The sequence below is a fragment of the Streptomyces sp. M-16 genome, assembly GCF_052114405.1.
Taxonomy (GTDB): domain Bacteria; phylum Actinomycetota; class Actinomycetes; order Streptomycetales; family Streptomycetaceae; genus Streptomyces.
Window position 1 is genome coordinate 18,534 of the sequence record NZ_JBFRER010000035.1, and the last position, 26,524, is coordinate 45,057.

Consider the following 26,524-nt stretch of genomic DNA (forward strand, 5'->3'; position numbering starts at 1 on the left):
GTGGCCGCCTCCGCTGACCAGGGGCCCGTGGAGCCCGACATCCGTGCCCTGGCCGGCCTGCTGCGGGCCGCCGGGCTCGATCCGTCCGCCGGGGAACTGGCCGACGCCCTCTGGCTGGCCGGGCGTACCCGCACCCGTGCCCGGCCCGTCCACGCCCGGCCGGATCCGGTCCGGGCGGATCCGGACGGGCGGGGACGGGAGGACCCGGGGGAGCCGCCGCCCGCGCCACCGCGCCGGGAGGAACCGGAGGCCGAGGACCCGGTCAGGCTCTACGCCGCCGGGACGCGGCACGGCGCCGAGGGCGGTCCGGATGCGGAGATCCCGCTCGGGGGCGGGGTGCCGGTCCGGGTGCCCGGCGCCGCCGCGCTGCCCCGCATCCTCGACATCCAGCGGGCCCTGCGCGCCCTCCAGCGCCACCGGCCCCCCGGCCTGCCCGTCCGTACGGTCCTCGACGAGGCCGCCACCGCCGAGGCCAGCGCCCGCGCCCCGGGCCTGGTCATCCCGGTGCTCCGGCCGGAGACCCGGCGCGAGGCGACCGTCCGGCTGGTGATGGACGCCTCCCCCTCCATGGCGGTCTGGCAGGAGATGTTCGAGGAACTCCGGTCGGTCTGCGAGCGGCTGGGCGCCTTCCGGGACGTCCAGGCGCACTACCTGCACCGGCTCTCGGACGGTACGGCCGCCGTCGGGCGCGGCCCCTCGCCCGCCGCCGCCCTGCGCTCGGGCGACCAGCTGCGCGACCCCACCGGGCGGGCACTGACCATGGTCGTCTCCGACTGCGCCGGCCCGGTGTGGCGGGAGGGCGAGGCCCAGCGGCTGCTCCACCGCTGGGCGGAGTGCACGCCCTGCGTGATCGTGCAGCCCCTGCCGCAGCGGCTGTGGAACCGCAGCTGGCTGCCGACCGAGCGCGGGGTGCTGGAGCACGCCGAGGGCGGTGGCGGAGCCGTCGGCGGCGGGCTGGGGCTGAGGTTCCGCCCGGACCGGCCGCCGCGGCCCGGACAGCCCACGGGCGGCCTCACCGTGCCCGTGCTGCCGCCGCACGCCGCCGCCCTCGGCGCCTGGGCCCGGCTCGTCGCCGGACTCGGCACGGGCCCGGTGCCCGCCGAGGTCGGCCGGGTCCTCGCCCGGCACCCCGCCGCCCCCGTCCCGCTGCCCCGCACCGCCCGGCCGCCCCGCGAACTGGTCCGCCGCTTCCGCGCCTCCGCCGCGCCCGGTGCCGTACAGCTCGCCGTGTACCTGGCGGCGGCGCCGTTGACGCTGCCCGTGATGCGTCTGGTCCAGCGCACGATGCTGCCGGACTCGGAACCCTCCGACCTGGCCGAGGTGCTGCTCGGCGGGCTGCTGCGGCGCAGCGGCGAAGCCCCGGGGAACTGGTACGAGTTCGTCCCCGGGGTGCAGGACGTGCTGCTGGGGCCGCTGGGACGCGACGAGGCCGCCCTGGTGCTCAAGCACTGCTCCGAGTACGTACGGGCGCACTTCGGCCGCGGCGTGCGCGACTTCCCCGCGCTCGCCGTCTCCCAGCTCACCGGCGTCCCGCCGGACGGCCCCGCGGACGACCCCGGCCGGGTGCCCGCCGGGCGGCTCCCGCAGGCCTTCGCGCACGTCTCGGCCAAGGTCGTACGCCGCTACCTGCCCGGTCCCCCCGAAGACGACCCGGACGCCCCCCCGCCCGAGCCCGCCCCACCCGCCCCCGCGGGCCGGGCCCCCGGGCTCCGGGCCGCCCGGGACCGCCTCGCGGACGGCGACGCCCGGGCCCTGTACGAGGCCGCCGCCCTGCTGCGGCGGGCCGTGGCGGCCCCGGCCGGGCCCCAGGACCCGCCGGAGGAGGCGGAGACCGAGCTGGCGGGGGCACTGCTGCGGCTGTGGGCCGTCCAGCGGGACCCCGAACTGCTCGACGAGGCCGAGCGGGCGGTGACCGGGCTGGGCTCCCCGCCCGCCCGGGCGGCCCGGGGACGGGTGCTGTACGAGCGGGCCCTGGCGGCCGGGCCCGACCCGGAGCTGCTGGCCGCCGCGGACCGGGAGTTCGCCGCGGCGGGCGCCGCCGCCGGCCCCGCCCTGCGGCGCGACTGCGCCGTGCGGCGGGCGCAGACCCTGATCCGGCTGGGCGCGCTGCGTGACGACCCGGGCCCGCTGCACGAGGCCCGGTCCGCGCTGGAGGCCCTCACCGGCCCGGACACCGCCCCCGGCACGGGGCCGCAGCCCGCCCTGGCCCTCGGGCGCGTCCTGCTGGCCCTGCTGCCCCGCACCCCGGACCCCACCGAGCGGGCCGCCCTGGCCGAGCAGGCCGCCGTACACCTGTCACGGGGCCTCACCGCGCTCGTCGCCGAGCAGGCCGCAGCCGCAGCCGCAGCCGCAGCCGCAGCCGCCGCCACCGCCACCGTCCCGGACACCGCCACCGGCACCGCCCGGGCCCCCGCCGCCGGGGAAGGACCCCCGGCCGGGACCCCCGTCGCGCGCACCGCCCCCGTCCGGGTGGAGCTGGCCGAGGCCCTGCGGTACCTGCCCGCCCGGCTGGAGGAGGCGGCCGGGCAGCTGGCCCGCGCCCTGGGCGAGGCCGCCGCCGAGCCCGACGCGCGGCTCGCCGCCCTGCTGTGCCTGGCCCGGGTGCACCGGGCCCGGTACGCCCGTGACGCGGATCCGGCGGCCCTGGAGGAGGCCTCGGAGGCGTACGGGCGCGCCCGCCGGCTGATCCCCCGGGACGGGGACGCCTTCGCGGAGCTGCTGCCCGAGTGGGGCGACGTACTCCTGGACCGGACGCGCGCCGCAGACGGGCGCCGCTTCGCCTCCACCGCCGTACGGGTGCTGCGCGAGAGCCGCTCGGCGGTGCCCCAGTCCGACCCGGGAGCCGCCTCCCGGCTGCGGCGACTGGCCACCGGCCTGCGGCTGCGGCACGCCTACGAGGGGGACCTGGTCGACCTCCGGGAAGCGGAGTACCTGCTGGAACTCGCCGTCCGGCAGAGCCACCGCCCCCTGGAACGGGCCCGCGCCTGGCGCGACCACGGCGACGTCCAGCAGGAGATCCACGCCCACACCCGCACCGTCGACCGCCTCGACCGGGCCGCGGACTCCTACCGCCAGGCCTGGCGCGCCGCACTGGAGGCCGACCAGGAGGAGCGGCAGGACGCCGCGCTCCGGCTGGCGGCCCGCGTCCAGGAGCTGCGCGGCGAGGTACTGGAACGCCTCGCCCGCCCGCGGGCCGCACTCGACGCCTACCGGGCCGCCCTGGAGCTGCGCCGGCGCCTCGACCCGTCGCGGGCCGAGGCGCCCGAAGCACAAACGGTGGAGTGCGAGGCGGCGGCCGGAGCGGCGGCGGCCGGAGCGGCAGGGGACGCACCGGCCAGTGCGCCGTGGTCCGCCGAGGCGCTCACGGCGCGGATCCGCGCCCTGGAGGAGGGCCTCTGAACCGTTTCCCCCCGCCGGGCGGCGGGAAGAGGCACTGGACCGGAAGAGCGGGACGACAGGGGGACGGGCAGCCCATGGTGACCGGACGTCAGGAAGCGGCAGCACCGACCCGCCCGTGTCCCGGGCGGCTCCCGGACCTCTCCGGGCTCGACCTGGCCGCACTGCGCGGGATCGACCATCCCGTGCTCGCCGAGGTCATCGAAAGCATGGTCGAGCGGGTCACCCACCCCGCCGAGATCCTCAACGCCTTCGACTCCGGCGTCGCCTGACCGGGCGTCACACCGACGCGGGTTGACCACTTTCCGCCGTTAGCCGGGCCCGTCCGAGGGGCAGGGATGGACCGTCCTGGGGGTCCCCCCGGCATTGGCTGGGGGAGGGAGGTGCCGACGGATGAGCCAAGCGATCACGAGCGGTCCCGTGCTGCCCGCGCACCGGGCCCTCGACCGGCACGCGCGCCACGCCCCGTGGCCGTACGCCCGCCTCGACGTGCCGGCCCTGCGCGCCGCCGGCCACCGTCCGCAGCCGGTCCGGCAGTTCGTCCTCAAGACCCACAGCCGCTGCAACCTCGCGTGCACCTACTGCTACGTCTACGAGATGGCCGACCAGAGCTGGCGCACCCGCCCCGCCGTCATGACCCGGGCCACCGCCCTGCGCGCCGCCGAACGGATCGCCGAGCACGCCGCCGCCCACGACCTGCCCCGCGTCGACCTCGTCCTGCACGGCGGAGAGCCCCTCCTGGCGGCGCCCGCCGCCCTCGCCGCGCCCGTCGACGCGGTACGTGCGGCCGTCGCCCGGCACGCGCCCCGCACCCGCGTCACCGCGAGCGTGCAGACCAACGGCACCCTCCTGACCCGGGGCCGGATCGCCGCCCTGGCCGCCGCCGGGATCCGGGTCGGCGTCAGCCTCGACGGCGGACTGCCCGCGCACAACACCCGCCGCGTGGACCACGGGGGGCGGCCCGGCTTCGGCGCCGCCGCGCGCGGGCTGCGGCTGCTCGCGCGGCACCCCGAGGGCTATGCCGGGGTGCTGTGCGTGGTGGACCTGGCGCAGGACCCGGTGGAGACGTACGAGTCCCTGCTCGACTTCGCGCCACCCGCCATCGGCCTGCTGCTGCCGCTGGCCAACTGGAGCACCCCGCCACCGGGCCGTCCCGGGCCCGGGACCCCGTACGCCGACTGGCTGCTGGCCGTCTTCGACCGCTGGTGGAACGACGGGGTGCGGCGGACCCGGATCCGGATCTTCGAGGAGGTCATCGCGCTGCTGCTGGGCCTGCCCACCGCCACCGAGACGCTCGGCCTGGCCCCGGCCGCCACCGCCGTCGTCGAGACCGACGGCGCCATCGAGCAGGCCGACTCGCTGAAGTCCGCGTACGAAGGGGCCGCCGCGACCGGTATGACCGTCGACACCCACAGCTTCGACCAGCTGCTCGAACACCCCGGCTTCGCCGCCCGCCAGTTGGGCCGGGAGGCCCTCGCACCCGGCTGCCGCTCCTGCGAACTCGTCGAGGTGTGCGGAGGCGGCCACTACCCGCACCGCTACCGTGCGGGGGAGGGCTTCCGCCAGCCGTCCGTGTACTGCGCCGACCTCCAGGCCGTCATCCGGCACATCGCCGGGGCCCTGCACCTGGCCGCGACGACGGGACGGGCCGCCTCATGACCCACCACACGGAAGCAGCCGAAACCGAAACCGGTACTGGTACCGACGCCCGTTCCCGGGCCCGAACGGCGTCCCGGACCCCTCCGAACGGCACCCTCCCCGGGGACCGGACCCCGACCCCGGAGCAGGCCCCGGCCCCGGAGCGGACCCCGACCTCGGGCCGGGCCCAGGCCTCGGACCGGGCCCAGGCCCCGGAGCGGGTCGTGCCCCGGGAGCAGACGCCCGCCCGGGCCCCCGCAGGTGCCCAGGCCCCGCCCCGGGTGCCCGGCCGCGCCCAGGATCCGCCCGGCCGGGAGCCGTCCCGGGGGCAGGTGCCCGTACAGGCGGGGGGCCACGGCCGGGAACGGGGCCGGGTTCAGGGCGGCCTCGGGGGTCGGGCCCAGGCCCGGGAACAGGACCAGGCCCGGGAGGAGCGGCGGGACCAGGGCATGGCCCCGGGGACCGGCGGAGGCGGCGCGGGGCCGGGCGGCGAGCTCGCGCACTTCACCGTCAGCTCCCACACGCTGCGCGCCCTCGCCTCCACCGAGCCCTCGGCAGAAGGCACCCGCCTGGTGCGCGACGTGCGCCGCTCCAAGCGGCTCCTGCTGCTGCGCGCCGTCCTCGACGCCGCGCCCGGCGCCGAGGCCGCCGAGCGCTGGGCGCTCCTGGAGGAGGCCGAACGGCAGGACCCCGAAGCCGTGCGCGACGTCTTGCACTACCCCGCCACCGGCGTCTGGGCCGAGGAGACCCTGCGCCGCCTGCACGCGCCCCAGGGACCCCCGCCCGACCTCGCCCACCTCGGGGCGCTCGCCGTCGCCGCCGCGCTGCGCGCCGGGATCGGCTTCAAGGCCACCCTGCGGCCCGTCGGCGGCCGGCTCGCACTGCCCACCCTCGGGCTGCTGCGCCCCGACCGGCCCGGCCCGCTCGCCCTCACCGAACGCTCCTGGGACTCCTGCGCCACCCTCCCGCTGCACGCCCTGCCCGGCGGCCGGACCGCCCTCGACGACCTCGACCCCTACCGCGCCCCGTCCGCCGCGCACCCGGCACCCGTACGCCCGGCCCGACGGCTCACCCCCAAGGGCCACAAGCGCTGGGACACCCAGTGGTCCGGCGCCCTCACCCTGCTGGAGCGCTACGACTCCACCCGCGCGGACGAGATCGGCCGGCTGCTGCGCTCCGTGGTCCCCCTCGCCGGCGGCACCCGTTCCAGCGGTGCCACCCTGCCCGCGGCCGCCGGTTCCGTCCTGGCCCGCGCCCAGGCCCCGCCCGCGCTGGCGGCGACCCTGGTCCACGAGGTGCAGCACGGCAAGCTGGCCGCCCTCGCCGACATCCTCACCCTGCACACCGCCGACCGCACGCCCCGGTTCTGGGCCCCCTGGCGCAGCGACCCGCGGCCGCTGGAGGGGCTGCTGCACGGGGCGTACGCCCACCTGGCGCTGGCCGGGTACTGGCAGCGGGCCGCGCTGTACGGGGCCCGGGGCGCCTGGGCCCAGCACGCCCGGGTGCGCGCACAGGTCGCCGCCGTCCTCCCCGTACTGCGGGCGCAGCCGCAACTCACGCTCACCGGGCGGGAGTTCGTCGACGGAATGGCGGCCGCCGAGCGGACCATGGACGAACTGCCGCCCCCCGGCGACCAGCACGCGACCGCCCGGCGCGCGCTGGAGGGCGAGCGACGCGCCTGGTGCGAGGACCACCCCGAACTCGCGGCATTCGTACAGGTCTGAGGGCCCCCGGCTGCGGTACCTTTCAAGCCCGCACCGCCCCCGCAACACCCCCGCACCGCCCCCCCGCACCGCCTCACGTCCCGTCCACCGCCCGGACCCCAGGGAGACGGCCGCATGACCGGTACCGGTACGCGACTCGACCGCGACGGAGCCGCCCAGCCGCAGCGCTTCGTCATCAGCTTCGCGGGCTTCAACCGCCCCTGGGCGGTCTGGATCGCCCACCGCCTGGAGGAGCACGGCCACCGCGTCGCGCTCCAGCGCTGGGACCCCCAGACCAGCCCCGGCCTCACCGAGGCCCTGGACGACCTCCCCCGGGCGGGAGGCAGGGTCCTCCTCGTCCTCAGCGAGCGCTACTTCTCCGCCGGCACCCACACCGACGAGGAGTGGAACACCGCCCTGCGCACCGTCACCGAGGCCCACCCGGGCCGGTTCGCCGCCGTCTGTCTCACCGACGCCCCGCTGCCCAGCGCCGTGGCCGCCCTGGAGAAGACCGACCTGTGGGGCCTGGACTCCTACGAGGCCGAGTACCGGGTGCTGCGCCGCCTGGAGCTGCCCACCGACCGGATCGGCACCGAGAGCGGCCGGCGCGGGCCCCGCTTCCCCAACGACCCGCCCGAGATCTGGGGCCGGGTCCCGCGCCGCAACCCGCGCTTCACCGGCCGCAACGACGTCATCGGCAGGCTCCGCGAAGCCCTCACCGAGGCCCCGCCCGGCGCGTCCACCGTGACCCTGCTCGGGCTGTCCGGCGTGGGCAAGACCCAGGTCGCCACCGAGTACGCCTACCGCTTCGCCTCCGAGTACGACGTCGTCTGGTGGGTGCCCGCCGAGGACCGCCCCACCCTGCGCGAACGCCTCGCCGACCTGGCCCCCGCCCTCGGCCTGCCGCGCGGAGCCGGCAGCTACGGCGAGCAGATCCGGGCCGTCCTGGAGGCGCTGCGGCGCGGGGCGCCCTTCCACCGCTGGCTGCTGGTCTTCGACGGTTGCGACAACCCCGACGACCTCACCGACCTGCTGCCTTCCGGCGCCGGCGACGTGATCATCACCTCGCGCAACCGCGAATGGGCCGCCCGCCACACCAGCCTCGTCGAAGTCCCCCTCTACGCCCGCCCCGAGTCCATCACCTTCATCCGCCGCCGGGCCCGCCGCCTCACCGGCGAGGAGGCCGACCAGCTCGCCGAGGCGCTGGAGGACTACCCCCTCGCCCTCGACCAGACCGCCGGCTGGCTCGCCGACTCGCCGATCGGCGTGGGTGAGTACCTGAACCTCCTCCAGCGCAGGCTCGACTCCCACGAGGCCGTCACCCTCTCCGACGACTACCCGCTGCCCTTCCCGACCGCGCTGGCCATACTCCTCAACAACGTCCGGGAGAACTTCCCCGACGCCCTCGCCCTCCTGCGGCTGTTCGTCTTCTTCGCCCCCGGCAGGGTCCCGCTGCGGCTCCTGCGCGAGTTCCCCGCCGACGACGTGCCCGAACACCTCGCCGGCCTGATCAACGACCAGATCCGCTGGAACGCGGCCCTCAACAAGCTCGTCCAGTTCTCCGTCGTCCGCCTGGAGTACTCCGACCTCTCCGTGGAAGAGGGCGGTGGCCTGGAGACCGTGCAACTGCACCGCATGGTCCACAACATCGTCCGCGAGAACCTCGCCGAGGACGAGGCCGACCAGCTCTCCCGCGCCGTCCGCCAGGTCCTCGCCGCCGCCGACCCCGGCCGCCCCACCGACTCCCGGCTCTGGCCCCGCTACGCCGAACTCATCCCGCACCTCGACTCCGCCGGCGTTCTGACCAGCAGCAATCCCCGCATCCAGACCTTCCTGCTGCACTGTCTGCGCTACCTGATCCTGGCCGGCGAGTACCGCACCTGCCTGCGCCTGTCGGAGCAGACCGACGGCGTCTGGCGGGCCATGCTCGGCGACGACCACGACCAGGTCCGCGAACTCAGCTACCACTACGGCGGCGCCCTGCGCATGCTCGGCCGCTTCCGGCAGGCCGAGACCCTCGCCCGCTCGGTCGCCGACCGGCTCGTCGCCGAACGCGGCGACCGCGACCTGGAGACCCTGCGCGCCACCAGCACCTACGCCGGGGTCCTGCTCAGCGCCGCCAAGTTCGACCAGGCCCGGACCCTGCTGGAACACGCCTTCACCACCTACCGCGAACTCCTCGGCGAGGACGACTCCACCACCCTCAACGCCCAGAACAACGTCGCCGTCGTCCTGCGCCTGCTCGGCCGCTACCAGGAGGCCTACGACACCGACCTGGACACCCTGCGCCGCCGCGAACGGGTCCTGCGGGTCCGCCACATCGCCACCCTCTCCTCCGGCATCGGCTGCGCGATGGGCCTGCGCCTGATGGGCCGCTACCGCGAGGCCCTCGCCCGCCAGGAACAGGGCCTCAAGCTCAACACCCAGGTCCTCGGCGTCAACCACCCGCAGACCCTGCGCGCCGAGCACAACCTCGGCATGTGCCTGCGCCGCTCCGGTGACATCCCCGGCGCCGGCGCCCGGCTGCGCGGCGTCCTGGAACGCTCCACCCGGGTGTTCGGGGCCGAGTTCCCCTGGACGCTGATGGTCGCCTCCGACTACGCCACCTACCTGCGCGAGTACGGGGACATCGAGGAGGCCCGCCGGATCTCCGAGGAGGTCGTGCGCGGCTACCAGTCCCAGCTCGGCCTCGCCCACCCGTACAGCATCGGCACCGTCGGCAACCTCGCCCTCGTACTGCGTGCCCAGGGCGACCGCACGGAGGCCCTCAACCTCGCCGAACAGGCCCTGGTCGGCATGCGGGGCGCGCTCGGCGACCACCACCCCTGGACCCTGGGCTGCGCCCTGAACACCACCGGGCACCGCAACATCACCGGCCGCCTGGAGGACGCGCTCGACCTCAGCCGCGAGACGCTGCGCGGGGCCGAACGGATCCTCGGCCCCGACCACCCGATGGCGCTCAGCGCCCAGATCGCCCTCGCCGCGGACCTGCGCTCGGTACGGGAGGACGCGGAGGCCTCCAAGCACGAGGAGGCGGGCATCAAGGCCCTCACCCGCACCCTGGGCCCCCAGCACGTCCACACGGTCTCGGCCCGCCAGCAGACCCGCCCCTACTGGGACTTCGAGCCCCAGCCGTAGGCGGCGGACGCGGTACGCCCGCGGTGCGTCCGCCGCCCGGTCTCGTCGTGGCACCGGCCACGGGACCGGGCGGCGGCGGGACCCTCAGCCTTCGGAGCCCCCGGTGGCGGTCACTTGAGCATGATGCTGGCTCCGAAGATGTTGCCGACCTCCGCGCATTCCTTGACGTCGTCCCGGCTGAAGTAAGGAGTGCTGGCGGTGCCGGTCAGCCCTTTCGCGGTCGAAGTGCAGTACCAGTTGCGCGGCCCCTTGTACTCCACCTTGTAGACCTCGCTCTTTCCCGCCGCTGTGTTTCCCGAGCACTTCGTCGCGACGTCCGTGTGGACGCAGATGTTCGCGATGGTCGCCGAGAAGTTGCTGAGGCGGAAGGCCGCGACCGGTGCCGCCTGGCTCGCGGGTGCGGTCACGATCATTCCCGCGCTGACGGCCGCCACCATCCCGGCGACCGTTGCCAGCCTGGTGCTCCGCTTGACGGTTCGAGACATGTTTCCTCCCGTTGTGGTAATTCGATGCTGCGAAATGTGAGTGGACTGTCCTGGCGGTACGGGGGCGGTCGTCAGACCCCGCACCGGTGCTGTTCGGCCTGCCGTGCGAGCTCGCTGCGCTCCCGGCGCGCCGCGTCCGCCTCCTCGCGTACCGTGTCGAGCCGCTCCTCCAGCTGGGCGACCCGCTCGCGGTAGCGCTCCAGCTCGGCCCGTACGAACGCCACGTCCGCCACCTGCTGCGCGGCCTCCTGGCGGATCGTGTCCGCCTCCTCCTCGAACCGGTGCTTGGCCACGTCCAGTTGGGCGATGGCCAGGTCCGCGGCCTCCTCCGCCAGCGTGGTGCGCTGTTCGGCGTCCAGGGTCCGCTGTGCCGCTGCCTGGGTCACGGTCCGGATGCGCTCCTCGGCGGCGGCCGAGTCCGTGATGATGGCCAGTTCCTCGATGTAGCCCGGCAGTTCCACGGACAGCCGGGAGATGAGCGCCACGAGGTCGGCGCGAGCGCCGGAGCCGTCCACGCCCGGCATCACGGCTTCCGCGGCGGCTTCCTTCGCGGACTCCGTCGTCCCCTCGACGGGACCGGCTTCCGCGGCGGACGCCGTCCTGGCCGCCTTCTTGGCCTCGGCCGCCTGGCGCTTCTCGTCCTTGCGCTGCTGCCGCCTGGCCCGGAACGCGCGGAACGCGCCCAGCGCGTTGTGGTCGGGGTGAGCGCAGTACCTGGGCTCGGGGTTGCCGGGCGTCGGCGCTTCGGGGTGGTTGGTGCACTCCGGGTAAGCGCAGAGGGGAAGCGTCTCGACCGTCATTTTTCCGCCTTCTCGTGAAATTTCGTGCTTCCTCGAAGTCGAACCGGCATCGGGTGCGGCTCGCGCCGACCGGTCGCCTTCGGGGATGTACGAACACGCTAGAGGCGGCAGGGGACTTGTGGGCGCTCCAAGACGGTGCGTCAGGATTCGGTAAGATCATCGGCCGCCCCGGGGCGCCCGGCTGTGAGGGCGCCGACTTCGGGGCGAGTCGGCCGTGGCGAGCTCCCACAGGAACGGAACCGCCGCGACGGTCGCGTCGAAGACCGCCAGCTCGCCGAGCCACAGGCCCAGGTCACTCAACGCATCGAGGCTCGTTCGGGCGTCACCCCACGCCACCCGTGAGAGTCGGCCCGGCACGTCCCGTGCGGATCCATAGGCATGGGTCAGTTCGTGCCACCGTATGCGGCTCATGCCTTTGAGGGCCGTCCCCACCCTGCGCTCCTCTCCTGCCAACTGGCCCCTGCCCCAAACCCAGCCCATGGACCTGCCCGATTCCTTCCTGTCGTACGGCTCCTGGCTCGGCGCATAACGTTCTGTGAACCCTGGGCCTCGGCTATCAATTTGTCGTGATAGCTGGGGCCTTGTCCTGCTCCCACACTCGTCTCACCACCCGAAGAAGAGGTAGGGCGTGAGACCCCGTGATGCGTGAAGCAGTACCCCGTCCCTTTGAGGACCTCCCTCACGAGCTGCTCCGCAAGCGGGTGCGTGACATCGCGTCCGGTGTCGAGGGTGTGCTCGTGGCGGTGGTCCGGGAGGACGTTTCCGGCACTCCGGCCCGTGAGCGCTGGGTGGGGCCGGCGTACATCCGGGGGCCGTCCGGGCGGGAGATCTCCACAGCCGTGGCCAACGTCGAGGCCGTGTAGTGGAGCCCGCCGACCTGTTCCCGCGGCTGCCGATCCCTCCGGACACCTGCGCCGAGTGCGCCGCCCACGTCCTGGCCCGCTTCCAGGCCCACGTGGACCGTGACCGCTCGCGCGTCAGCGACATGAACGTCCTGATCATGCGACACCACCCCGAACTCCGCGCCCGTCAGACGGTCACTGCCCAGCCGCCGGTCGACTGACCATGCGCGGCGTGTTCCATGTCTGAAGCCTGATTGACGCCACCGGCAGGGGCCCAACAGCCGGAAGGCCCGGCTCCCTTGGGGGCCGGGCCTTCCGTTCGTTCAGTTCAGCGGGGCGACTACGCCTCGAAGACCTCGTTCAGCAGGAGCTGCTGCTCCGCCTGGTGGCGCTTCGCGGAGCCCACCGCCGGGGACGAGCCGTGCGGACGCGAGACGCGGCGCAGGCGCTCGCCGGCCGGGATGTCGGCGCCGACGGCCAGGTCGAGGTGGTCGATCAGGTTCAGCGCGATGAACGGCCACGCACCCTGGTTCGCCGGCTCCTCCTGGGCCCAGATGTACTTCGCCGCGTTCGGGAACTTGGCGATCTCCGCCTGGAGTTCCGCGCCGGCCAGCGGGTACAGCCGCTCGATGCGGACGATCGCGGTGTCGGTGATGCCGCGCTTCTCCCGCTCGGCCTCCAGGTCGTAGTAGAACTTGCCCGCGCAGAAGACGATCTTGCGGACCGCGTTCGGGTCCACGGTCGAGTCGCCGATGACCGGACGGAACGAACCGGTCGTGAACTCCTCCGCCTTCGACGCCGCCGCCTTCAGGCGCAGCATCGACTTCGGGGTGAAGACGATGAGCGGCTTGTGGTGCGGGTTGTGGACCTGCCAGCGCAGGAGGTGGAAGTAGTTCGACGGCAGGGTCGGCATCGCGACCGTCATGTTGTCCTGCGCGCACATCTGGAGGAAGCGCTCGGGACGCGCGGACGAGTGGTCCGGGCCCTGGCCCTCGTAGCCGTGCGGCAGCAGCAGCGTGACGCCGGACGTCTGGCCCCACTTCTGCTCGGCCGAGGAGATGAACTCGTCGACGACGGTCTGCGCGCCGTTGACGAAGTCACCGAACTGCGCCTCCCACAGCACCAGCGCGTCCGGGCGGGCCAGCGAGTAGCCGTACTCGAAGCCCATGGCCGCGTACTCGGAGAGCAGCGAGTCGTAGACGTTGAAGCGGGCCTGGTCGTCCGAGAGGTACAGCATCGGCGTGTAGTCCTCGCCGGTCTCCCGGTCGATGAGGACCGCGTGACGCTGGCCGAAGGTGCCGCGGCGGGAGTCCTGGCCGGACAGCCGGACCGGGGTGCCCTCCATCAGCAGCGAACCGAAGGCCAGGGTCTCGCCCATGCCCCAGTCGATGGTGCCCTCGTCGATCATCGCCGCGCGGCGCTGCAGCTGCGGCAGCAGACGCGGGTGGACGGTGACGTTCTCGGGGATGTTGACCTGGGACTCGGCGATCCGCTTGACGACGTCCTGGGAGATCGCGGTGTTGACGCTCACCGGGAACTGCGCCGCGGCCTGCGCCGGTGCCGGGACGGTGACGGGGGGCTGCGTGGCGGCCTCGCGGACCTCCGCGAAGACCTTCTCCAGCTGGCCCTGGAAGTCCTGGAGCGCCTGCTCGGCCTCTTCCAGGGTGATGTCGCCGCGACCGATGAGGGACTCGGTGTACAGCTTGCGCACCGAGCGCTTCTTGTCGATCAGGTCGTACATCAGCGGCTGGGTGAACGCCGGGTTGTCGGACTCGTTGTGGCCGCGGCGGCGGTAGCAGATGAGGTCGATGACCACGTCCTTGTTGAACGCCTGGCGGAACTCGAAGGCGAGCCGCGCGACGCGGACCACGGCCTCCGGGTCGTCACCGTTCACGTGGAAGATCGGCGCCTCGATCATGCGGGCCACGTCGGTCGCGTACATCGAGGAACGCGAGGACTCCGGGGCGGCGGTGAAGCCGACCTGGTTGTTGATGACCACGTGCACGGTGCCGCCGGTGCGGTAGCCGCGCAGCTGCGACATGTTCAGCGTCTCGGCGACCACACCCTGGCCGGCGAAGGCCGCGTCGCCGTGCAGGGCGAGCGGGAGCACGGTGAAGTCGGTGCCGCCCTTGTTGATGACGTCCTGCTTCGCGCGGGCCACGCCCTCCAGGACCGGGTCGACGGCCTCCAGGTGGGACGGGTTCGCGACGAGCGAGACCTTGATCTGCTCGCCGTCCAGGCCCGTGAAGGTGCCCTCGGCGCCCAGGTGGTACTTGACGTCGCCGGAGCCGTGCATCGACTTCGGGTCGAGGTTGCCCTCGAACTCGCGGAAGATCTGCGCGTACGACTTGCCGACGATGTTGGCGAGGACGTTCAGGCGGCCGCGGTGGGCCATGCCGATGACGACCTCTTCCAGGCGCGCCTCGGCCGCGGAGTCGATGACCGCGTCGAGCAGCGGGATGACGGACTCGCCGCCCTCCAGGGAGAAGCGCTTCTGGCCGACGTACTTCGTCTGCAGGAAGGTCTCGAAGGCCTCGGCGGCGTTCAGGCGGCGCAGGATGCGCAGCTGCTCCTCGCGCTCCGGCTTGGAGTGCGGACGCTCGATGCGGTCCTGGATCCAGCGGCGCTGCTTCGGGTCCTGGATGTGCATGAACTCGACGCCGGTGGTGCGGCAGTACGAGTCGCGCAGGACGCCGAGGATGTCGCGGAGCTTCATCATCGACTTGCCGGAGAAGCCGCCGACCGCGAACTCGCGCTCCAGGTCCCACAGGGTGAGGCCGTGCTCGGTGATGTCGAGGTCGGGGTGCTTGCGCTGCTTGTACTCCAGCGGGTCGGTGTCGGCCATGACGTGGCCGCGGACCCGGTAGGAGTGGATCAGCTCGAAGACGCGGGCGGCCTTCGTGACGTCGTCGTCGTGCGAGGCGTCGATGTCGCGGTTCCAGCGGACCGGCTCGTACGGGATGCGCAGGGCCTCGAAGACGGCGTCGTAGAAGCCGTCCTCGCCGAGCAGCAGGTTCGCGACGATGCGCAGGAACTCGCCGGAGGCCGCGCCCTGGATGACCCGGTGGTCGTAGGTCGAGGTCAGGGTCATGACCTTGGAGATGCCCAGCTTGTTCAGGGTGTCCTGCGAGGTGCCCTGGAACTCGGCGGGGTAGTCCATGGAGCCGACGCCCATGATGACCGACTGTCCGGGCATCAGGCGGGGCACGGAGTGCACGGTGCCCAGGCCGCCGGGGTTGGTCAGCGAGACGGTGACGCCGGTGAAGTCGTCCATCGTCAGCTTGCCGACGCGGGCGCGGCGGACGATGTCCTCGTAGGCCTGCCAGAACTCGAAGAAGTTGAGGGTCTCGGCCTTCTTGATGCCGGCGACGACGAGCTGGCGGTCGCCGTTCGGCTTCACCAGGTCGATCGCGAGGCCGAAGTTCACGTGCTCCGGCTTGACCAGGGTCGGCTTGCCGTCCTTCTCCGCGAAGGAGTGGTTCATGGCGGGCATGGCCTTGATCGCCTGAACCATCGCGTAGCCGATGAGGTGGGTGAAGGAGATCTTCCCACCGCGGGCGCGCTTGAGGTGGTTGTTGATGACGATGCGGTTGTCGAACAGCAGCTTCACCGGGACGGCGCGGACGGAGGTGGCCGTCGGCACGTCGAGGGAGGCGTTCATGTTCTTGGCCACGGCAGCGGCCGGGCCGCGGAGCGTCACCAGTTCGGGGCCGGAGGGGGCCTCGGTGGCGGGCGCGGCCTTCTGGGCGGCTACGGGGGCGGCGGCCGGAGCCGGAGCCTGAGGGGCGGGCGCGGCCGGTGCGGCGGCCGGGGCCTGGGAGGTGACAGTCACAGCAGGGGCACCAGAGGGGGTGGCAGGAGCAGGGGCAGGAGCTGACACAGGCGGAGCGGCCGGGGCGGCCGGGGCCGCTCCGGCGGAGCCGTTGCCGGCGACGGGAGGCACGGCGCGCGCCGCCCCCGTGGCGGCGGCGACAGGGGCCTGAGGGGCTACGGCGGTGGCGGCCTGTGCGGAGGCGCCATCCGTCGTCGTGGACTTCCCGGGACCGTCCGCCTTCACCGGAGCGGCAGCGCCCCCCGGCTTGTAGTCGGCGAAGAAGTCCCACCAGGCCCGGTCGACCGAGTTCGGGTCCTGGAGGTACTGCTGATAGATCTCGTCGACGAGCCACTCATTCGCGCCGAAGCCTGAGGCAGGGGTCTTCCCGCCCTCTGCTGCTTCGGTCGTGGTGCTCGGGTTACTGGGGGACTGTGGCGACACGGCGGCAACCGCCCTCTTCCGCTTCACAAGGTATGGACAGCGGGAATAAAGGCTACGCCTCCCGGACGGTGCCTCGCAGGCCGGGCGGGACTTCCGTCGCGCAGGTCACACCGAACGGCGGGTTTCACCACGTGGAATGGCGGGAAACAAGCGTGGTTCGGGTAGGGGGCACCCAGGTTGCGGCCCCCGTGGCTTCGCACCCCTGACGACCCCGGGCACGTGTGGCCGAGATCATGTCCTTCCCACCAGAACCCTACGTCAAGACGATGCCCGTGAGCTGCCCGGAAGAGTGACAAGGATTCGGCAACCCCGTGACGATTCGGCCACGCCGATGTGCCCCCCGTGCAGGCCGACGGCCCAGCGGGCGATCGCCAGACCCAGCCCGGTGCCCCCGTCCCCGCCGCGCGCCGCGCCCCGGTTGAACCGCTCGAAGACCCGGTGCCGCTCCGCCTCCGGAATTCCGGGACCCTCGTCGACGACCTCCAGGGCCAGACTCCCGGGCGCGTCGCCCGCCCGGGCGCGGACCGTCACCCGGCCGTGCGGCGGACTGTGCTTGACCGCGTTGTCGATCAGGTTCGCCACCACCTGGTGCAGCCGCTCCGCATCGGCGTGCGCCGTCAGCTCCGGCGGGAACACGTCCAGGTGAAGGTGCACGTCGTTGCGGGTGTGCCCGCCCGAACCGGACGACAGCCCCGGCCGCCCCGCAGCCGCCAGACCCGACTCCTTCAGCACCCCCGACAGGTACGGCCACACCTCGAAACGGCGCGCCTTCAGCGGCACCACCCCGTTGTCCACGCGGGACAGGTCCAGCAGGGTCTCCACCAGCCGGCCGAGCCGTTCCGTTTGCTTCAGGGCCGTGCGCATCGTCTCCGGATCGGCCTCCGAGACCCCGTCCACGACGTTCTCCAGCACCGCCCGCAGCGCCGCGATCGGCGTGCGGAGCTCGTGCGAGACGTTCGCGACCAGTTCTCTACGGTGCCTGTCCACGGCCTCCAGGTCATCGGCCATCAGGTTGATCGTCGCGGCCAGATCGCCCAGCTCGTCACGGCGTCCGGCGCCGCGCACCCGGCGCGTGTAGTCCCCGTGGGAGATGGCGCGGGCCACCGTCGTCATGTCGTCCAGCGGGGCCGTCAGGCTGTGCGCCACGAACTGGGTGATCAGCATCGAGGCGATCACCGAGAAGACCGTGATGAACCGGACCTCCGTGGCGGTGCGCAGCGCCACCATCAGCAGACCCGTGGTGATGAACACCGACACCACGACGAGCGTGCCCAGCTTCGTCTTGATCGAGAACGGCGAGTAGGGCCGCAACCCCGGTCCCGGGGGCCGGTCGCTCACGCCTGCGCCGGGGTCTCCAGGGCGTACCCGACGCCGTGGACCGTCCGGATCCGCTCCGCGCCGATCTTCCGGCGCAGCGCCTTGATGTGGCTGTCGACCGTACGGGTGCCCGAGGCGTCCGCCCAGTCCCAGACCTCCGCGAGCAGCTGCTCCCGCGAGAGCACCGCGCGGGGCGTCCCCGCCAGGCACACCAGCAGGTCGAACTCGGTCGGCGTCAGGTGCACGTCCTCCGCCTGCACCCGGACCCGCCGCTGCGCGTGGTCGATCTCCAGGTCGCCCAGGCGCAGCGTGGCCCCGCGCGGGGCGGTCGCGGCCAGCGTGGCCCGCTCCACCCGGCGCAGCAGTACGTGGACCCGCGCGGCCAGCTCCCGCATGGAGAACGGCTTCGTCATGTAGTCGTCCGCCCCGACCCCGAGCCCGACCAGCATGTCGGTCTCGTCGTCCCGGGCGGTGAGCATCAGCACCGGCACGGGCCGCTGCGCCTGGACCCGGCGGCACACCTCCAGCCCGTCGAAGCCCGGCAGCATGACGTCCAGCACCAGCAGCTCCGGCAGCCAGCTCTCGGAGGCCGCCACGGCCGCCGGCCCGTCGTAGGCCGTCTGCACCTGGAAGCCCTCCGCCCGGAGCCGGGCCGCGATGGCGTCGGCGATGGTGCGGTCGTCCTCGACCACGAGCACGCGCCGCTGGGCGCCCGGGGTGGCCGCGGCCCCGTTGTGGGTGGTGTGTGTCTGTTCCATGTCCCGCCCCTGAAGATCCCGCGTGATGGGGTGCAGCGTAGAGGAGGCACCGGCCTGCGGCTATGTGCGGTTCGGACAGCGAACGGACGGGTGAACGGGCGGCGCACTGTGTTGCCGGACAACGCGCGGCGCGGTGGCCGGAAAGGGCCGGCGGCCCGGCGGACCCGTCCGGCACGGCCCTAGAAGACCGGCAGGGCCTCCAGGACCTTCTCCAGTCCGGGGGTCAGCGAGCCCTGGTCGGAGCTCACCGTGGACCCCTCGTACACGAACTGGTATTCGAATCCGTCGTAGACCGGCGGGTCCGCCGTCGCCTCGGCCGGCAGGTGCGGCAGGTCCGCGGCGCGCAGCGCGGTGCGCAGCGCCTCCAGACCGGACGGCGGCAGCTGCCCGGCCTCCGGCCGCGCGGTGCCCGCCGTCCGGGTCCAGGAGCCGTCGCCCCGGACGGTGAGGACGACCGTACGGCCGGCGAACCCGCCGGTACGGGTGACGGTGACCAGCCGCTCGGCGGCGGGATCCCGGCTCGGGGACGCCGACGGGGCCGGGCGGCCGGGGGACGCGGGGGTCCCCGCCGTGGCGCCGGCCGTCGCCCCGCCCGCGGGCCCGCCCGTCCCGTGGGAGTCCGCGCCGCCCGCGCCGCCCGCGCCGCCCGCGCCGCAGCCGACGAGCACCGCCGCCACCAGCAGCGCCCCCGCCGCCGTCCGTGCCGTCCGCTCCGCTCGCACCGTTCGCACACCCGCCTCCCGGGTACCTCGGCCGAACCCCGACCATGGACTTCCATCCCACCACGGAAAGCACCCCCGGAGGCCGTCATCCGCCGCATCGCCGCCCGGCGCTGGCTGCCGCCGCTGCTCGCCGTCCTCCTCGGCCTCCTCGCACTGGAACGCGGCCCCGGCGGCGGCAGCATGTGGCGCGACGAGTCCACCACCTGGCAGGTCGCCCACCGCCCCCTGGCCGGTCTCGGCGGACTCCTCGCACGGGTCGACGCCGTCCACGGCCTCTACTACCTGCTGATGCACGCGGTCTTCGGCCTGTGGGACGGGGGCCTGTGGGCGCTGCGCCTGCCCTCCGTGGCCGGCGCCGCCCTCGCCGCCGCCGGCGTGGCCGCGATCGCCCACCGCCTCGCGGGGGAGCGGGCCGCGCTCCTCGCCGGCACCGCCTACGCCCTGCTTCCGCCCGTACAGGCCTACGCCCAGGAGGGGCGCTCGTACGCCCTCGTCGCGGCGGCCGTGGTCTGGTCCACCCACCTGATGCTGTGCGGGCGCTGGGCCGCCTACGCCGCCGTCCTCCTCCTCGGCTGCTGGCTGCACGAGTTCGCCGTCCTGGCCCTGCTCGCCCACGCCCCCGTCGCCCGTCGCTCGCGCGGCTGGCAGTGGAGCGCGGCGGCCGTGCTGGCCGGGCTGGCGCCGCTGGCCCTGCTGAGCGCCGGACAGGCCAGGGCGCAGCTGGGCTGGCTCGGACGGCCCTCCTGGCAGGACTGGGCGGCCTACGGGGTGCTCGCGGGCGCGGTGCTGCTGCTCGCGCGGGGCGCCGGCGAGCGGGGCCTCGCGGACCTGGCGCGGGTCGCCGTGCCGCTGGCGCTGCTGCCGCCCGGGCTGCTGATGACGCTGTCGCTGGTGCACCCGTGGTACGTCGACCGGTACGTCCTCTACGCGCTCGCCGGACCCGCCCTCCTCGTCGGGGCCCGGCTCGCCCGTGCGCGCGGGTGGCGGCCCTGGCTGCTGGTCGCCGTACTGCTGGTGCCCCTGGGCTGGTGGTCGGTGTGGCTGCGGACCCCCGAGAGCCGCAAGGACGACGTCCTCGCCGTGGCCGCCGCCGTCCGGGAGCGGGCCCGGCCCGGGGACGCGGTGCTGTTCATGCCGTCGCGGCGGCGCGAGTGGCTGCTGTCCTCGCCCGCCGCCTACGCGGGCCTGCGCGACGTGGCCCTGGAACGCTCCCCGGAGGCCTCGGACACCCTCCAGGGCACCGAACTGCCCCCGGAGCGGATCCGGGAGGCGCTGCTGGGCTCGCCCCGGGTGGTCGCCCTGCTGGACCCGGACGGGCAGCCCCTGGACCCGTACCCGCGCGAGGCCGCCAAGCGGGAGGCGCTGGCCGCCGGCTTCGAACGCTGCTCGGTGACGCCGGTGCGGGGGGCCCGGGTCGCGGTGTACGCGAGGGCGGGCGGCTGCGACTGAGCCGGGCCGGGGTCCGGCCGGGCCGCTCGTGGCCGACCCGCCCCCGCCCGGGGCCCGTTGCCGGGCCCGGCGGGGGCCGGGGGAGGATGTGGCGACCCGCGTCAGTCACCTGTCGGGCGGCACGCCCCGGCGGGCGGGGCCCGACGCGCATCCGGAGGTGCCGTATGCCCACGCCCGACCCCACCGGTCCCGGCCCCGCCGGTCCCGGCCCCGCCGGTCCCGGCCCCGCCGGTCCCGGCCCCGCCGGTCCCGGCCCCGCCGGTCCCGGCCCCGCCGGTCCGGATCCCGCCGGTCCGGGTACCGCCGGTCCGGATCCCGCCGGTCCCGGCCCCGCCGGTCCCGGCCCCGCCGGTCCGGATCCCACCGGTCCCGGCCCCGCCGGTCCGGACCCCGCCGGTCCCGGCCCCGCCGCGTTCGGGCCGCTCGTGGGGGTCGAGTGGCTCGCGGAGCGGATCGGCGGGACCGGGCCGGTCCTGTTCGACGCCTCCGTCGGCGCCCTCCGGGGCGCCCCCGCGCGGATCCCCGGGGCGCGGCCCTTCGACCTCGACGGCGTCCTGTCCGACCACACCGCCGCCGCGCCGCACACCATGCCCGCCGCCGCGGAGTTCGCCGACGCCATGCGCGGCCTCGGCCTCGACGACACCGACACGGTGGTCGTCTACGACGGCGCCGGGATCTACTCCAGCGCCCGCGCCTGGTGGATGCTGCGCGCCATGGGCTTCACCCGTGCCGCCGTCCTCGACGGGGGCCTGCCCGCCTGGGCCGCCGCCGGCCTGCCCGTCGAGGACGTCCCGGCGGCGTACGGGGGCCCGCGCGGTTCCTTCACCGCCCGGCCGCGCCCCGGGCTGCTGGTGGACGCCGCCGCGGTCTCGGCGGCGCTGGCCGATCCGGCGGCCGTCGTCCTGGACGCCCGCACCCGGGAGCGCTTCGAGGGCACCGCCCCCGAACCCCGGCCCGGACTGCGCGGCGGTCACATGCCGGGCGCGGTCAGCCTGCCGTTCGGGGAACTGCAGGGGCCGGACGGGCGGATGCGGCCGGCGGAGGAGCTGCGCACGGTGTTCGCCTCCGTGGCGGGCGGCCGTGAACGTCTCTGCTTCAGCTGCGGCTCGGGGGTGACGGCCTGCGTCCTCGCCCTCGGCGCGACCCTGGCCGGCCGCGAGGACGGACTGGCGGTGTACGACGGCTCCTGGAGCGAATGGGGCCTCCCCTCCCCGGACCGCCCGGTGGCCTCCGGCCCCTGACCGCCCCGAGCCGGCCGGGGGCAACCCCACCCCGGCTCCGGGTACCGGCCCCAGGGCCCGGCGGCCCCGGGGCCGCAAGACCGGGCGGCAGGTCAGCCCACACCGCGTCAGCCCGCCCCGGACGCAAGGCCTTCGGCGTCGTCTCCGTCGCCGCGTTCCTCCTCGCCGTCTGCTCCCTGCCCGGCGGCACGTCCAGGAGCCCGCGGGCTGCGCGGACACCTCGGGGGAGGTCCGGGCCCGGCTGCCCGAGGCCCCGTACGCGGTGACGGCCGCCACGACCTCCGACGACGGTGACGTCACCCTGGCCCCCACCCCCGCCGCACCCTCCCGGCTGTCCTTCCGCACCACCTCCGGGGACCTCCACGTCTCCGGCTGACGCGGACCCTCGTGCCGTGCCGTGCCGTGCCGTGCCGTGCCGGAACGGTCCGGAACGTCCCGTCTTCAGCGGGAGGGGTCGGGGGGCGCGTCGACGCGGCGCTGGTTGCTCGTGCCGCAGGCCAGGCAGACGATCCAGTCCCGCATCCCGCCGTCCTCGTGCCGCCACGGGACTCCGGCGACGTTCCCCTCGAACCCGCAGAACACGCACACCTCCTCCTCCCCCTCCAGCCGCCGCATCGGCCGCAGCGGGCCGTCCTGCGGGTGCCGGACGCCCAGCCAGTCGCAGCCGGGGCGGTCCCACCATTCCTCGTCGCTCCTCGGCCGCGGCGCGCCGCCACCCCAGAGGTTCCTGCGCCGCAGGACCTCGAACGACGCCAGCTCCCGCCCGCAGCGCGGGCATTCGGGGACGGTCATGGCCGTCCTCCCTTCTTGGTCCGGTCTTCCCGGGTCGAGAACGCGCAGCTCACAGCAGTCCCGGGGGCGTCCGCGCAGGTGTTCGCCCCCGGCGAACGGGAGTTGGGGAACATCCCGGGGCGCAGGTGCATTGAGTCGGCATAGCTCAACTTCACTGCCGGAGGGAAGATCATGGCTTCGACGTCCGTAACGCTCACCCTGCCCGTGCTGCCGCTCGACGACGAGGTCGTGCTGCCCGGAATGGTCGTTCCGCTGGACCTGTCCGACGCCGAGGTGCGCGGAGCCGTGGAGGCGGCGCAGGCGGCGGCCGGGAGCGGGAAACCCCGGGTGCTGCTCGTGCCCCGGGTCGACGGCAAGTACACGGGCACCGGTGTGCTGGGGACCGTCGAGCAGGTCGGCAGGCTCTCCGACGGGGACCCCGGCGCGCTGATCCGCGGACGCGGGCGCGTCAGGATCGGGGCCGGCACGACCGGGCCCGGGGCCGCGCTCTGGGTGGAGGGCGAGACCGTCGAGGAGAAGGTGCCCGACCCGCTGCCGGGGGCCGTCGCCGAGCTCGTCAAGGAGTACAAGGCCCTCGCCACCACCTGGCTCAAGAAGCGCGGCGCCTGGCAGGTCGTGGACCGGGTCCAGCAGATCGAGGGCGTCTCGGCGCTCGCCGACAACTCCGGTTACTCGCCCTTCCTGAGCACCGCCCAGAAGGTGGAACTGCTGGAGACCGCCGACCCCGTCGCCCGCCTCAGGCTGGCCGTCAAGGCGCTCGGTGACCACCTCGCCGAGCAGGACGTCGCCGAGTCCATCGCCAAGGACGTCCAGGAGGGCGTCGACAAGCAGCAGCGCGAGTTCCTCCTGCGCCGCCAGCTCGAAGCCGTCCGCAAGGAGCTGCGCGAGCTGAACGGGGAGCAGGAGGGCGAGGAGTCCGACGACTACCGCGCCCGCGTCGAGGCGGCCGACCTTCCCGAGAAGGTCCGCGAGGCCGCCCTCAAGGAGGTCGACAAGCTCGAACGCGCCAGCGACCAGAGCCCGGAGGGCTCCTGGATCCGCACCTGGCTGGACACCGTCCTCGAACTGCCCTGGAACGAGCGGACCGAGGACCGGTACGACATCCGGGGCGCCCGCGCCGTCCTCGACGCCGAGCACGCCGGACTCGGCGACGTGAAGGACCGCATCACCGAGTACCTCGCCGTCCGCAAGCGGCGCGGCGAGCGCGGCATGGGCGTCATCGGCGGCCGGCGCGGCGGGGCCGTGCTCGCGCTCGTCGGCCCGCCCGGCGTCGGCAAGACCTCCCTCGGCGAGAGCGTGGCCCACGCCATGGGCCGCAAGTTCGTCCGCGTCGCCCTCGGCGGCGTCCGCGACGAGGCGGAGGTGCGCGGCCACCGCCGCACCTACGTCGGCGCCCTGCCGGGCCGCATCGTCCGCGCGATCAAGGAGGCCGGCTCCATGAACCCGGTCGTCCTCCTCGACGAGATCGACAAGGTCGGCTCCGACTTCCGCGGGGACCCGGCCGCCGCCCTCCTGGAGGTCCTGGACCCGGCGCAGAACCACACCTTCCGGGACCACTACCTGGAGGTGGAGCTGGACCTGAGCGACGTGGTCTTCCTGGCCACCGCCAACGTCCTCGAAGCCATCCCCGAGGCACTGGCCGACCGCATGGAACTGGTCCGCCTCGACGGGTACACCGAGGACGAGAAGGTCGTCATCGCCCGCGACCACCTGCTGCCCCGCCAGCTGGAGCGCGCGGGCCTGGCCGCCGACGAGGTGGTGCTGGAGGAGGAGGCCCTGCGCAGGCTCGCGGGCGAGTACACCCGCGAGGCGGGCGTGCGCACCCTGGAGCGGTCCATCGCCCGGCTGCTGCGCAAGGTGACCTCCCAGCACGAGCTGGGCGAGCGGGAGCTGCCCTTCACCATCGGCGCCGACGACCTGCGCGCCCTCATCGGGCGGCCGCACCACGTCCCGGAGTCCGCGCAGGACCCCGCGGAGCGGCGCACCGCCGTCCCGGGAGTGGCCACCGGCCTCGCCGTGACCGGTGCCGGAGGCGACGTGCTCTTCGTGGAGGCCTCGCTCGCCGACCCCGAGACGGGGGCCGCCGGGCTCACCCTCACCGGCCAGCTGGGCGACGTGATGAAGGAGTCGGCGCAGATCGCGCTGAGCTTCCTGCGCTCGCACGGCGCGGAACTGGAGCTGCCGGTCGCCGACCTCAAGGACCGGGGCGTGCACATCCACTTCCCGGCCGGCGCGGTCCCCAAGGACGGTCCCAGTGCGGGCATCACCATGACCACGGCCCTCGCCTCGCTGCTGTCCGGCCGCCAGGTCCGCACCGACGTGGCCATGACCGGCGAGGTCTCCCTCACCGGCCGGGTGCTGCCCATCGGCGGGGTCAAGCAGAAGCTGCTGGCCGCGCACCAGGCGGGCCTGACCACGGTGATCATCCCGAAGCGCAACGAGGCCGACCTGGACGACGTCCCGGCCGAGGTGCTGGAGGGGCTGGAGGTGCACCCGGTGACGGACGTGCGCCAGGTCCTGGAGCTGGCCCTGGCCCCGGCCGCGATCTCGTTCACCAAGGCCGCCTGACCTGCGGACGAGAGCTCCGCACGGCCCGGGGACCCGCATCGGCGGGGCCCCGGGCCGTCGGCACGCCCCCTGCGAAATACTGGGCACGTACACCGGGCCCGGAGCGGGCCCGCAGGGGGACACCACCACCGATCGGAGCGGGACGTGCACGGGAGCGAAGACCAGGAGTTCCTTGCCCTGGAGCGGGAGCTGTCCGTCTTCCTCCGGCGGGCCCGCGCCTCCTCCGGCGAGATGGCCCGCGCGCTCCACCCGGAGCTGGAGCCCGCCGCGTACGGGCTGCTCGTCCGGCTGGAGGCCGCCGGCCGCCAGCGGGCCACCGAGCTCGCCGCCTACTTCGGGGTCGGCAAGGCCACCATGAGCCGCCAGCTGCGCGCCCTGGAGGTCCTGGGCCTGGTGGCCCGCGAGCCGGACCCGGCCGACGGCCGTGCCTTCCTCGTCGGCCTCACCGACGAGGGCCGGGCCCGCTTCCTGCGCGTACGGGGAGCCCGCCGCGAGCAGTACATGCGCAAGCTGGCCGACTGGGACCGGGGCGAGGTGGCGGAACTGGCCCGCCTGCTCAACCAGCTGAACTCCGGCGAGGAGTAGGCGGAGCAGGCGGAGCGAACCGGCCGCCCAGGGGAGCGGGGGACCGGTCGCCGCGCGGGCTCAGAGCTCCGCGTAGACCGCCGAGGCGTCGTCGTGCCGCTTGTGCCGGGCCGGCGGACGCAGCGGATCGGACTCGATGGCCCGTACCCGCCCGATCAGCCCCTCGGCGCCCTCCTCGCGCAGCACGTCCAGACAGGCGGCCCAGTCGCCCTCCCCGAACGTGTCCGTCCACCGGCTCGCCCCGTCCGTCAGCGCCGCGACCGCCGTCACCTCCCCGCGCGGGGTGTGCCCGGTGACCGCGCGGGCCGCCACCGCCGGGTCGGCGGCCGCGGTGAAGAAGCCGCCGTCGGCGTTCCGCAGCGCGTCCGTCGCCGCCACCGAGCCGAGCGTCTCGCGCGGGATCCGGTCCAGCCGGTCGTCGAGCACCGCCGTCACTCCGCCGTCGGGCGCGCGGAGCAGGAGCACGGAGTCCGAGAGCACGAGGTGTTCCACGCGGGCCGCGTCCCAGCGCACCACGACGACCGTCGCCTGCGGGGTCCGGACGTGAGAAAGGTCACAGGTTTGACGGTGCGCGTCGGCGGTGTCTTCGATGGCCCGCGCCAGGATCCGGTCCAGCGGCATGTCCCGTCGCGATCCGGACAGTTCGGTCAATCGGCCCCCGAGCCGGGCCGAGAACCAGGGCACTCCGTGCACGCACCCGTCGTCGCCGCGCGGCGGGGTGACTCCGTCCAGCACGACCAGGACGCCGCCTCCCGTCGCAGGTGTCGCGGCCGACGCCCAGTCCTCGTTGGGGCGTTCCGGGTTGCCGGGGGTCGAGGCCAGGTCGATGCGCATG

20 protein-coding genes are annotated in these 26,524 nt (G+C 74.6%); 11 read left to right on the top strand and 9 right to left on the bottom strand.

Going from position 1 to position 26,524, the window contains the following annotated elements; all coding sequences use genetic code 11:
• The 5 genes from AB4039_RS18415 (at position 1) to fxsT (ending at position 9,875) form a co-directional block, all read left to right on the top strand.
• A complete protein-coding gene (locus tag AB4039_RS18415; RefSeq protein WP_442271213.1) occupies positions 1 to 3,399 on the top strand; it encodes an SAV_2336 N-terminal domain-related protein in 3,399 nt (1,132 codons plus the stop codon).
• A 74-nt stretch (positions 3,400 to 3,473) separates the two neighbouring features.
• Positions 3,474 to 3,668 carry an FxSxx-COOH cyclophane-containing RiPP peptide gene (gene fxsA, locus AB4039_RS18420; RefSeq protein ID WP_266842240.1) on the top strand — a complete coding sequence of 65 codons (195 nt, stop codon included), beginning with the start codon at positions 3,474 to 3,476 and terminating at the stop codon, positions 3,666 to 3,668.
• A 121-nt stretch (positions 3,669 to 3,789) separates the two neighbouring features.
• Positions 3,790 to 5,055, top strand: coding sequence for an FxsB family cyclophane-forming radical SAM/SPASM peptide maturase (locus AB4039_RS18425; protein WP_442271214.1), 1,266 nt, complete (start codon positions 3,790 to 3,792; stop codon positions 5,053 to 5,055).
• A complete protein-coding gene (locus AB4039_RS18430; RefSeq protein ID WP_442271215.1) occupies positions 5,052 to 6,758 on the top strand; it encodes an aKG-HExxH-type peptide beta-hydroxylase in 1,707 nt (568 codons plus the stop codon). Before AB4039_RS18425 ends, AB4039_RS18430 begins: the two co-directional genes overlap by 4 nt.
• Before the next feature lie 114 nt (positions 6,759 to 6,872).
• Entirely contained in the window at positions 6,873 to 9,875 is a 3,003-nt protein-coding gene (fxsT, locus tag AB4039_RS18435; protein WP_442271216.1) for an FxSxx-COOH system tetratricopeptide repeat protein, read from the top strand.
• A gap of 110 nt (positions 9,876 to 9,985) precedes the next feature.
• Here fxsT and AB4039_RS18440 read toward each other — a convergent pair whose 3' ends face one another.
• The 3 genes from AB4039_RS18440 to AB4039_RS18450 form a co-directional block, all read right to left on the bottom strand.
• Positions 9,986 to 10,360 carry a hypothetical protein gene (locus AB4039_RS18440; RefSeq protein ID WP_442271217.1) on the bottom strand — a complete coding sequence of 125 codons (375 nt, stop codon included), beginning with the start codon at positions 10,358 to 10,360 and terminating at the stop codon, positions 9,986 to 9,988.
• A 71-nt stretch (positions 10,361 to 10,431) separates the two neighbouring features.
• A complete protein-coding gene (locus AB4039_RS18445) occupies positions 10,432 to 11,160 on the bottom strand; it encodes a hypothetical protein (RefSeq protein ID WP_442271218.1) in 729 nt (242 codons plus the stop codon).
• A gap of 156 nt (positions 11,161 to 11,316) precedes the next feature.
• The gene (locus tag AB4039_RS18450; protein WP_266842246.1) at positions 11,317 to 11,460 is read right to left on the bottom strand and encodes a hypothetical protein; all 144 of its coding nucleotides are present in this window, start codon (positions 11,458 to 11,460) and stop codon (positions 11,317 to 11,319) included.
• Positions 11,461 to 11,801: 341 nt separating this feature from the next.
• Between AB4039_RS18450 and AB4039_RS18455 the strand changes: the two genes are divergently transcribed.
• Positions 11,802 to 12,023 carry a hypothetical protein gene (locus AB4039_RS18455; protein WP_442271219.1) on the top strand — a complete coding sequence of 74 codons (222 nt, stop codon included), beginning with the start codon at positions 11,802 to 11,804 and terminating at the stop codon, positions 12,021 to 12,023.
• A complete protein-coding gene (locus AB4039_RS18460) occupies positions 12,023 to 12,223 on the top strand; it encodes a hypothetical protein (RefSeq protein ID WP_266842249.1) in 201 nt (66 codons plus the stop codon). Before AB4039_RS18455 ends, AB4039_RS18460 begins: the two co-directional genes overlap by 1 nt.
• Before the next feature lie 119 nt (positions 12,224 to 12,342).
• Here AB4039_RS18460 and AB4039_RS18465 read toward each other — a convergent pair whose 3' ends face one another.
• The 4 genes from AB4039_RS18465 to AB4039_RS18480 all read right to left on the bottom strand — a co-directional run bounded on the left by AB4039_RS18465 (position 12,343) and on the right by AB4039_RS18480 (position 19,063).
• Complete coding sequence (locus AB4039_RS18465; protein ID WP_266842250.1) at positions 12,343 to 16,257, bottom strand: multifunctional oxoglutarate decarboxylase/oxoglutarate dehydrogenase thiamine pyrophosphate-binding subunit/dihydrolipoyllysine-residue succinyltransferase subunit; 3,915 nt, start codon at positions 16,255 to 16,257, stop codon at positions 12,343 to 12,345.
• A 258-nt stretch (positions 16,258 to 16,515) separates the two neighbouring features.
• Positions 16,516 to 17,595, bottom strand: coding sequence for a sensor histidine kinase (locus AB4039_RS18470; RefSeq protein WP_266842251.1), 1,080 nt, complete (start codon positions 17,593 to 17,595; stop codon positions 16,516 to 16,518).
• Positions 17,592 to 18,332: a response regulator transcription factor gene (locus tag AB4039_RS18475; RefSeq protein ID WP_030225711.1), complete on the bottom strand. Its 741-nt coding sequence runs from the start codon at positions 18,330 to 18,332 to the stop codon at positions 17,592 to 17,594. The genes AB4039_RS18470 and AB4039_RS18475 overlap by 4 nt, the downstream gene beginning before the upstream one ends.
• Positions 18,333 to 18,511: 179 nt before the next feature.
• Complete coding sequence (locus AB4039_RS18480) at positions 18,512 to 19,063, bottom strand: hypothetical protein (RefSeq protein WP_442271220.1); 552 nt, start codon at positions 19,061 to 19,063, stop codon at positions 18,512 to 18,514.
• A gap of 171 nt (positions 19,064 to 19,234) precedes the next feature.
• Here AB4039_RS18480 and AB4039_RS18485 point away from each other — a divergent pair, with 171 nt between their 5' ends.
• Both AB4039_RS18485 and AB4039_RS18490 read left to right on the top strand, forming a co-directional pair.
• On the top strand, positions 19,235 to 20,503 hold the full coding sequence (locus tag AB4039_RS18485; protein WP_442271221.1) for a glycosyltransferase family 39 protein: 1,269 nt from the start codon (positions 19,235 to 19,237) through the stop codon (positions 20,501 to 20,503).
• A 425-nt stretch (positions 20,504 to 20,928) separates the two neighbouring features.
• A complete protein-coding gene (locus AB4039_RS18490; RefSeq protein ID WP_442271222.1) occupies positions 20,929 to 21,744 on the top strand; it encodes a sulfurtransferase in 816 nt (271 codons plus the stop codon).
• A 441-nt stretch (positions 21,745 to 22,185) separates the two neighbouring features.
• Here the strand turns inward: AB4039_RS18490 and AB4039_RS18495 are convergent, their stop codons facing one another.
• Entirely contained in the window at positions 22,186 to 22,536 is a 351-nt protein-coding gene (locus tag AB4039_RS18495) for a hypothetical protein (protein WP_442271223.1), read from the bottom strand.
• A gap of 171 nt (positions 22,537 to 22,707) precedes the next feature.
• Here AB4039_RS18495 and lon point away from each other — a divergent pair, with 171 nt between their 5' ends.
• Together lon and AB4039_RS18505 are read left to right on the top strand one after the other, a co-directional pair.
• Complete coding sequence (lon, locus tag AB4039_RS18500; protein ID WP_266842259.1) at positions 22,708 to 25,104, top strand: endopeptidase La; 2,397 nt, start codon at positions 22,708 to 22,710, stop codon at positions 25,102 to 25,104.
• A gap of 144 nt (positions 25,105 to 25,248) precedes the next feature.
• Positions 25,249 to 25,689 (top strand): MarR family winged helix-turn-helix transcriptional regulator, encoded by a 441-nt coding sequence (locus AB4039_RS18505; protein WP_030225696.1) that lies wholly within the window; start codon positions 25,249 to 25,251, stop codon positions 25,687 to 25,689.
• A 60-nt stretch (positions 25,690 to 25,749) separates the two neighbouring features.
• Here AB4039_RS18505 and AB4039_RS18510 read toward each other — a convergent pair whose 3' ends face one another.
• The gene (locus tag AB4039_RS18510) at positions 25,750 to 26,523 is read right to left on the bottom strand and encodes a protein phosphatase 2C domain-containing protein (protein WP_266842260.1); all 774 of its coding nucleotides are present in this window, start codon (positions 26,521 to 26,523) and stop codon (positions 25,750 to 25,752) included.
• Position 26,524: the final 1 nt, after the last annotated feature.

Coding starts and splice junctions, on each gene's coding strand:
- AB4039_RS18425 (WP_442271214.1), top strand. CDS start 3,790: ATGAGCCAAGCGATCACGAGCGGTCCCGTGCTGCCCGCGCACCGGGCC.
- AB4039_RS18455 (WP_442271219.1), top strand. CDS start 11,802: ATGCGTGAAGCAGTACCCCGTCCCTTTGAGGACCTCCCTCACGAGCTG.
- AB4039_RS18475 (WP_030225711.1), bottom strand. CDS start 18,332: ATGGAACAGACACACACCACCCACAACGGGGCCGCGGCCACCCCGGGC.
- lon (WP_266842259.1), top strand. CDS start 22,708: ATGGCTTCGACGTCCGTAACGCTCACCCTGCCCGTGCTGCCGCTCGAC.
- AB4039_RS18485 (WP_442271221.1), top strand. CDS start 19,235: ATGTGGCGCGACGAGTCCACCACCTGGCAGGTCGCCCACCGCCCCCTG.
- AB4039_RS18430 (WP_442271215.1), top strand. CDS start 5,052: ATGACCCACCACACGGAAGCAGCCGAAACCGAAACCGGTACTGGTACC.
- AB4039_RS18440 (WP_442271217.1), bottom strand. CDS start 10,360: ATGTCTCGAACCGTCAAGCGGAGCACCAGGCTGGCAACGGTCGCCGGG.
- AB4039_RS18495 (WP_442271223.1), bottom strand. CDS start 22,536: ATGACCGTCCCCGAATGCCCGCGCTGCGGGCGGGAGCTGGCGTCGTTC.
- fxsT (WP_442271216.1), top strand. CDS start 6,873: ATGACCGGTACCGGTACGCGACTCGACCGCGACGGAGCCGCCCAGCCG.
- AB4039_RS18510 (WP_266842260.1), bottom strand. CDS start 26,523: ATGCGCATCGACCTGGCCTCGACCCCCGGCAACCCGGAACGCCCCAAC.
- fxsA (WP_266842240.1), top strand. CDS start 3,474: ATGGTGACCGGACGTCAGGAAGCGGCAGCACCGACCCGCCCGTGTCCC.
- AB4039_RS18445 (WP_442271218.1), bottom strand. CDS start 11,160: ATGACGGTCGAGACGCTTCCCCTCTGCGCTTACCCGGAGTGCACCAAC.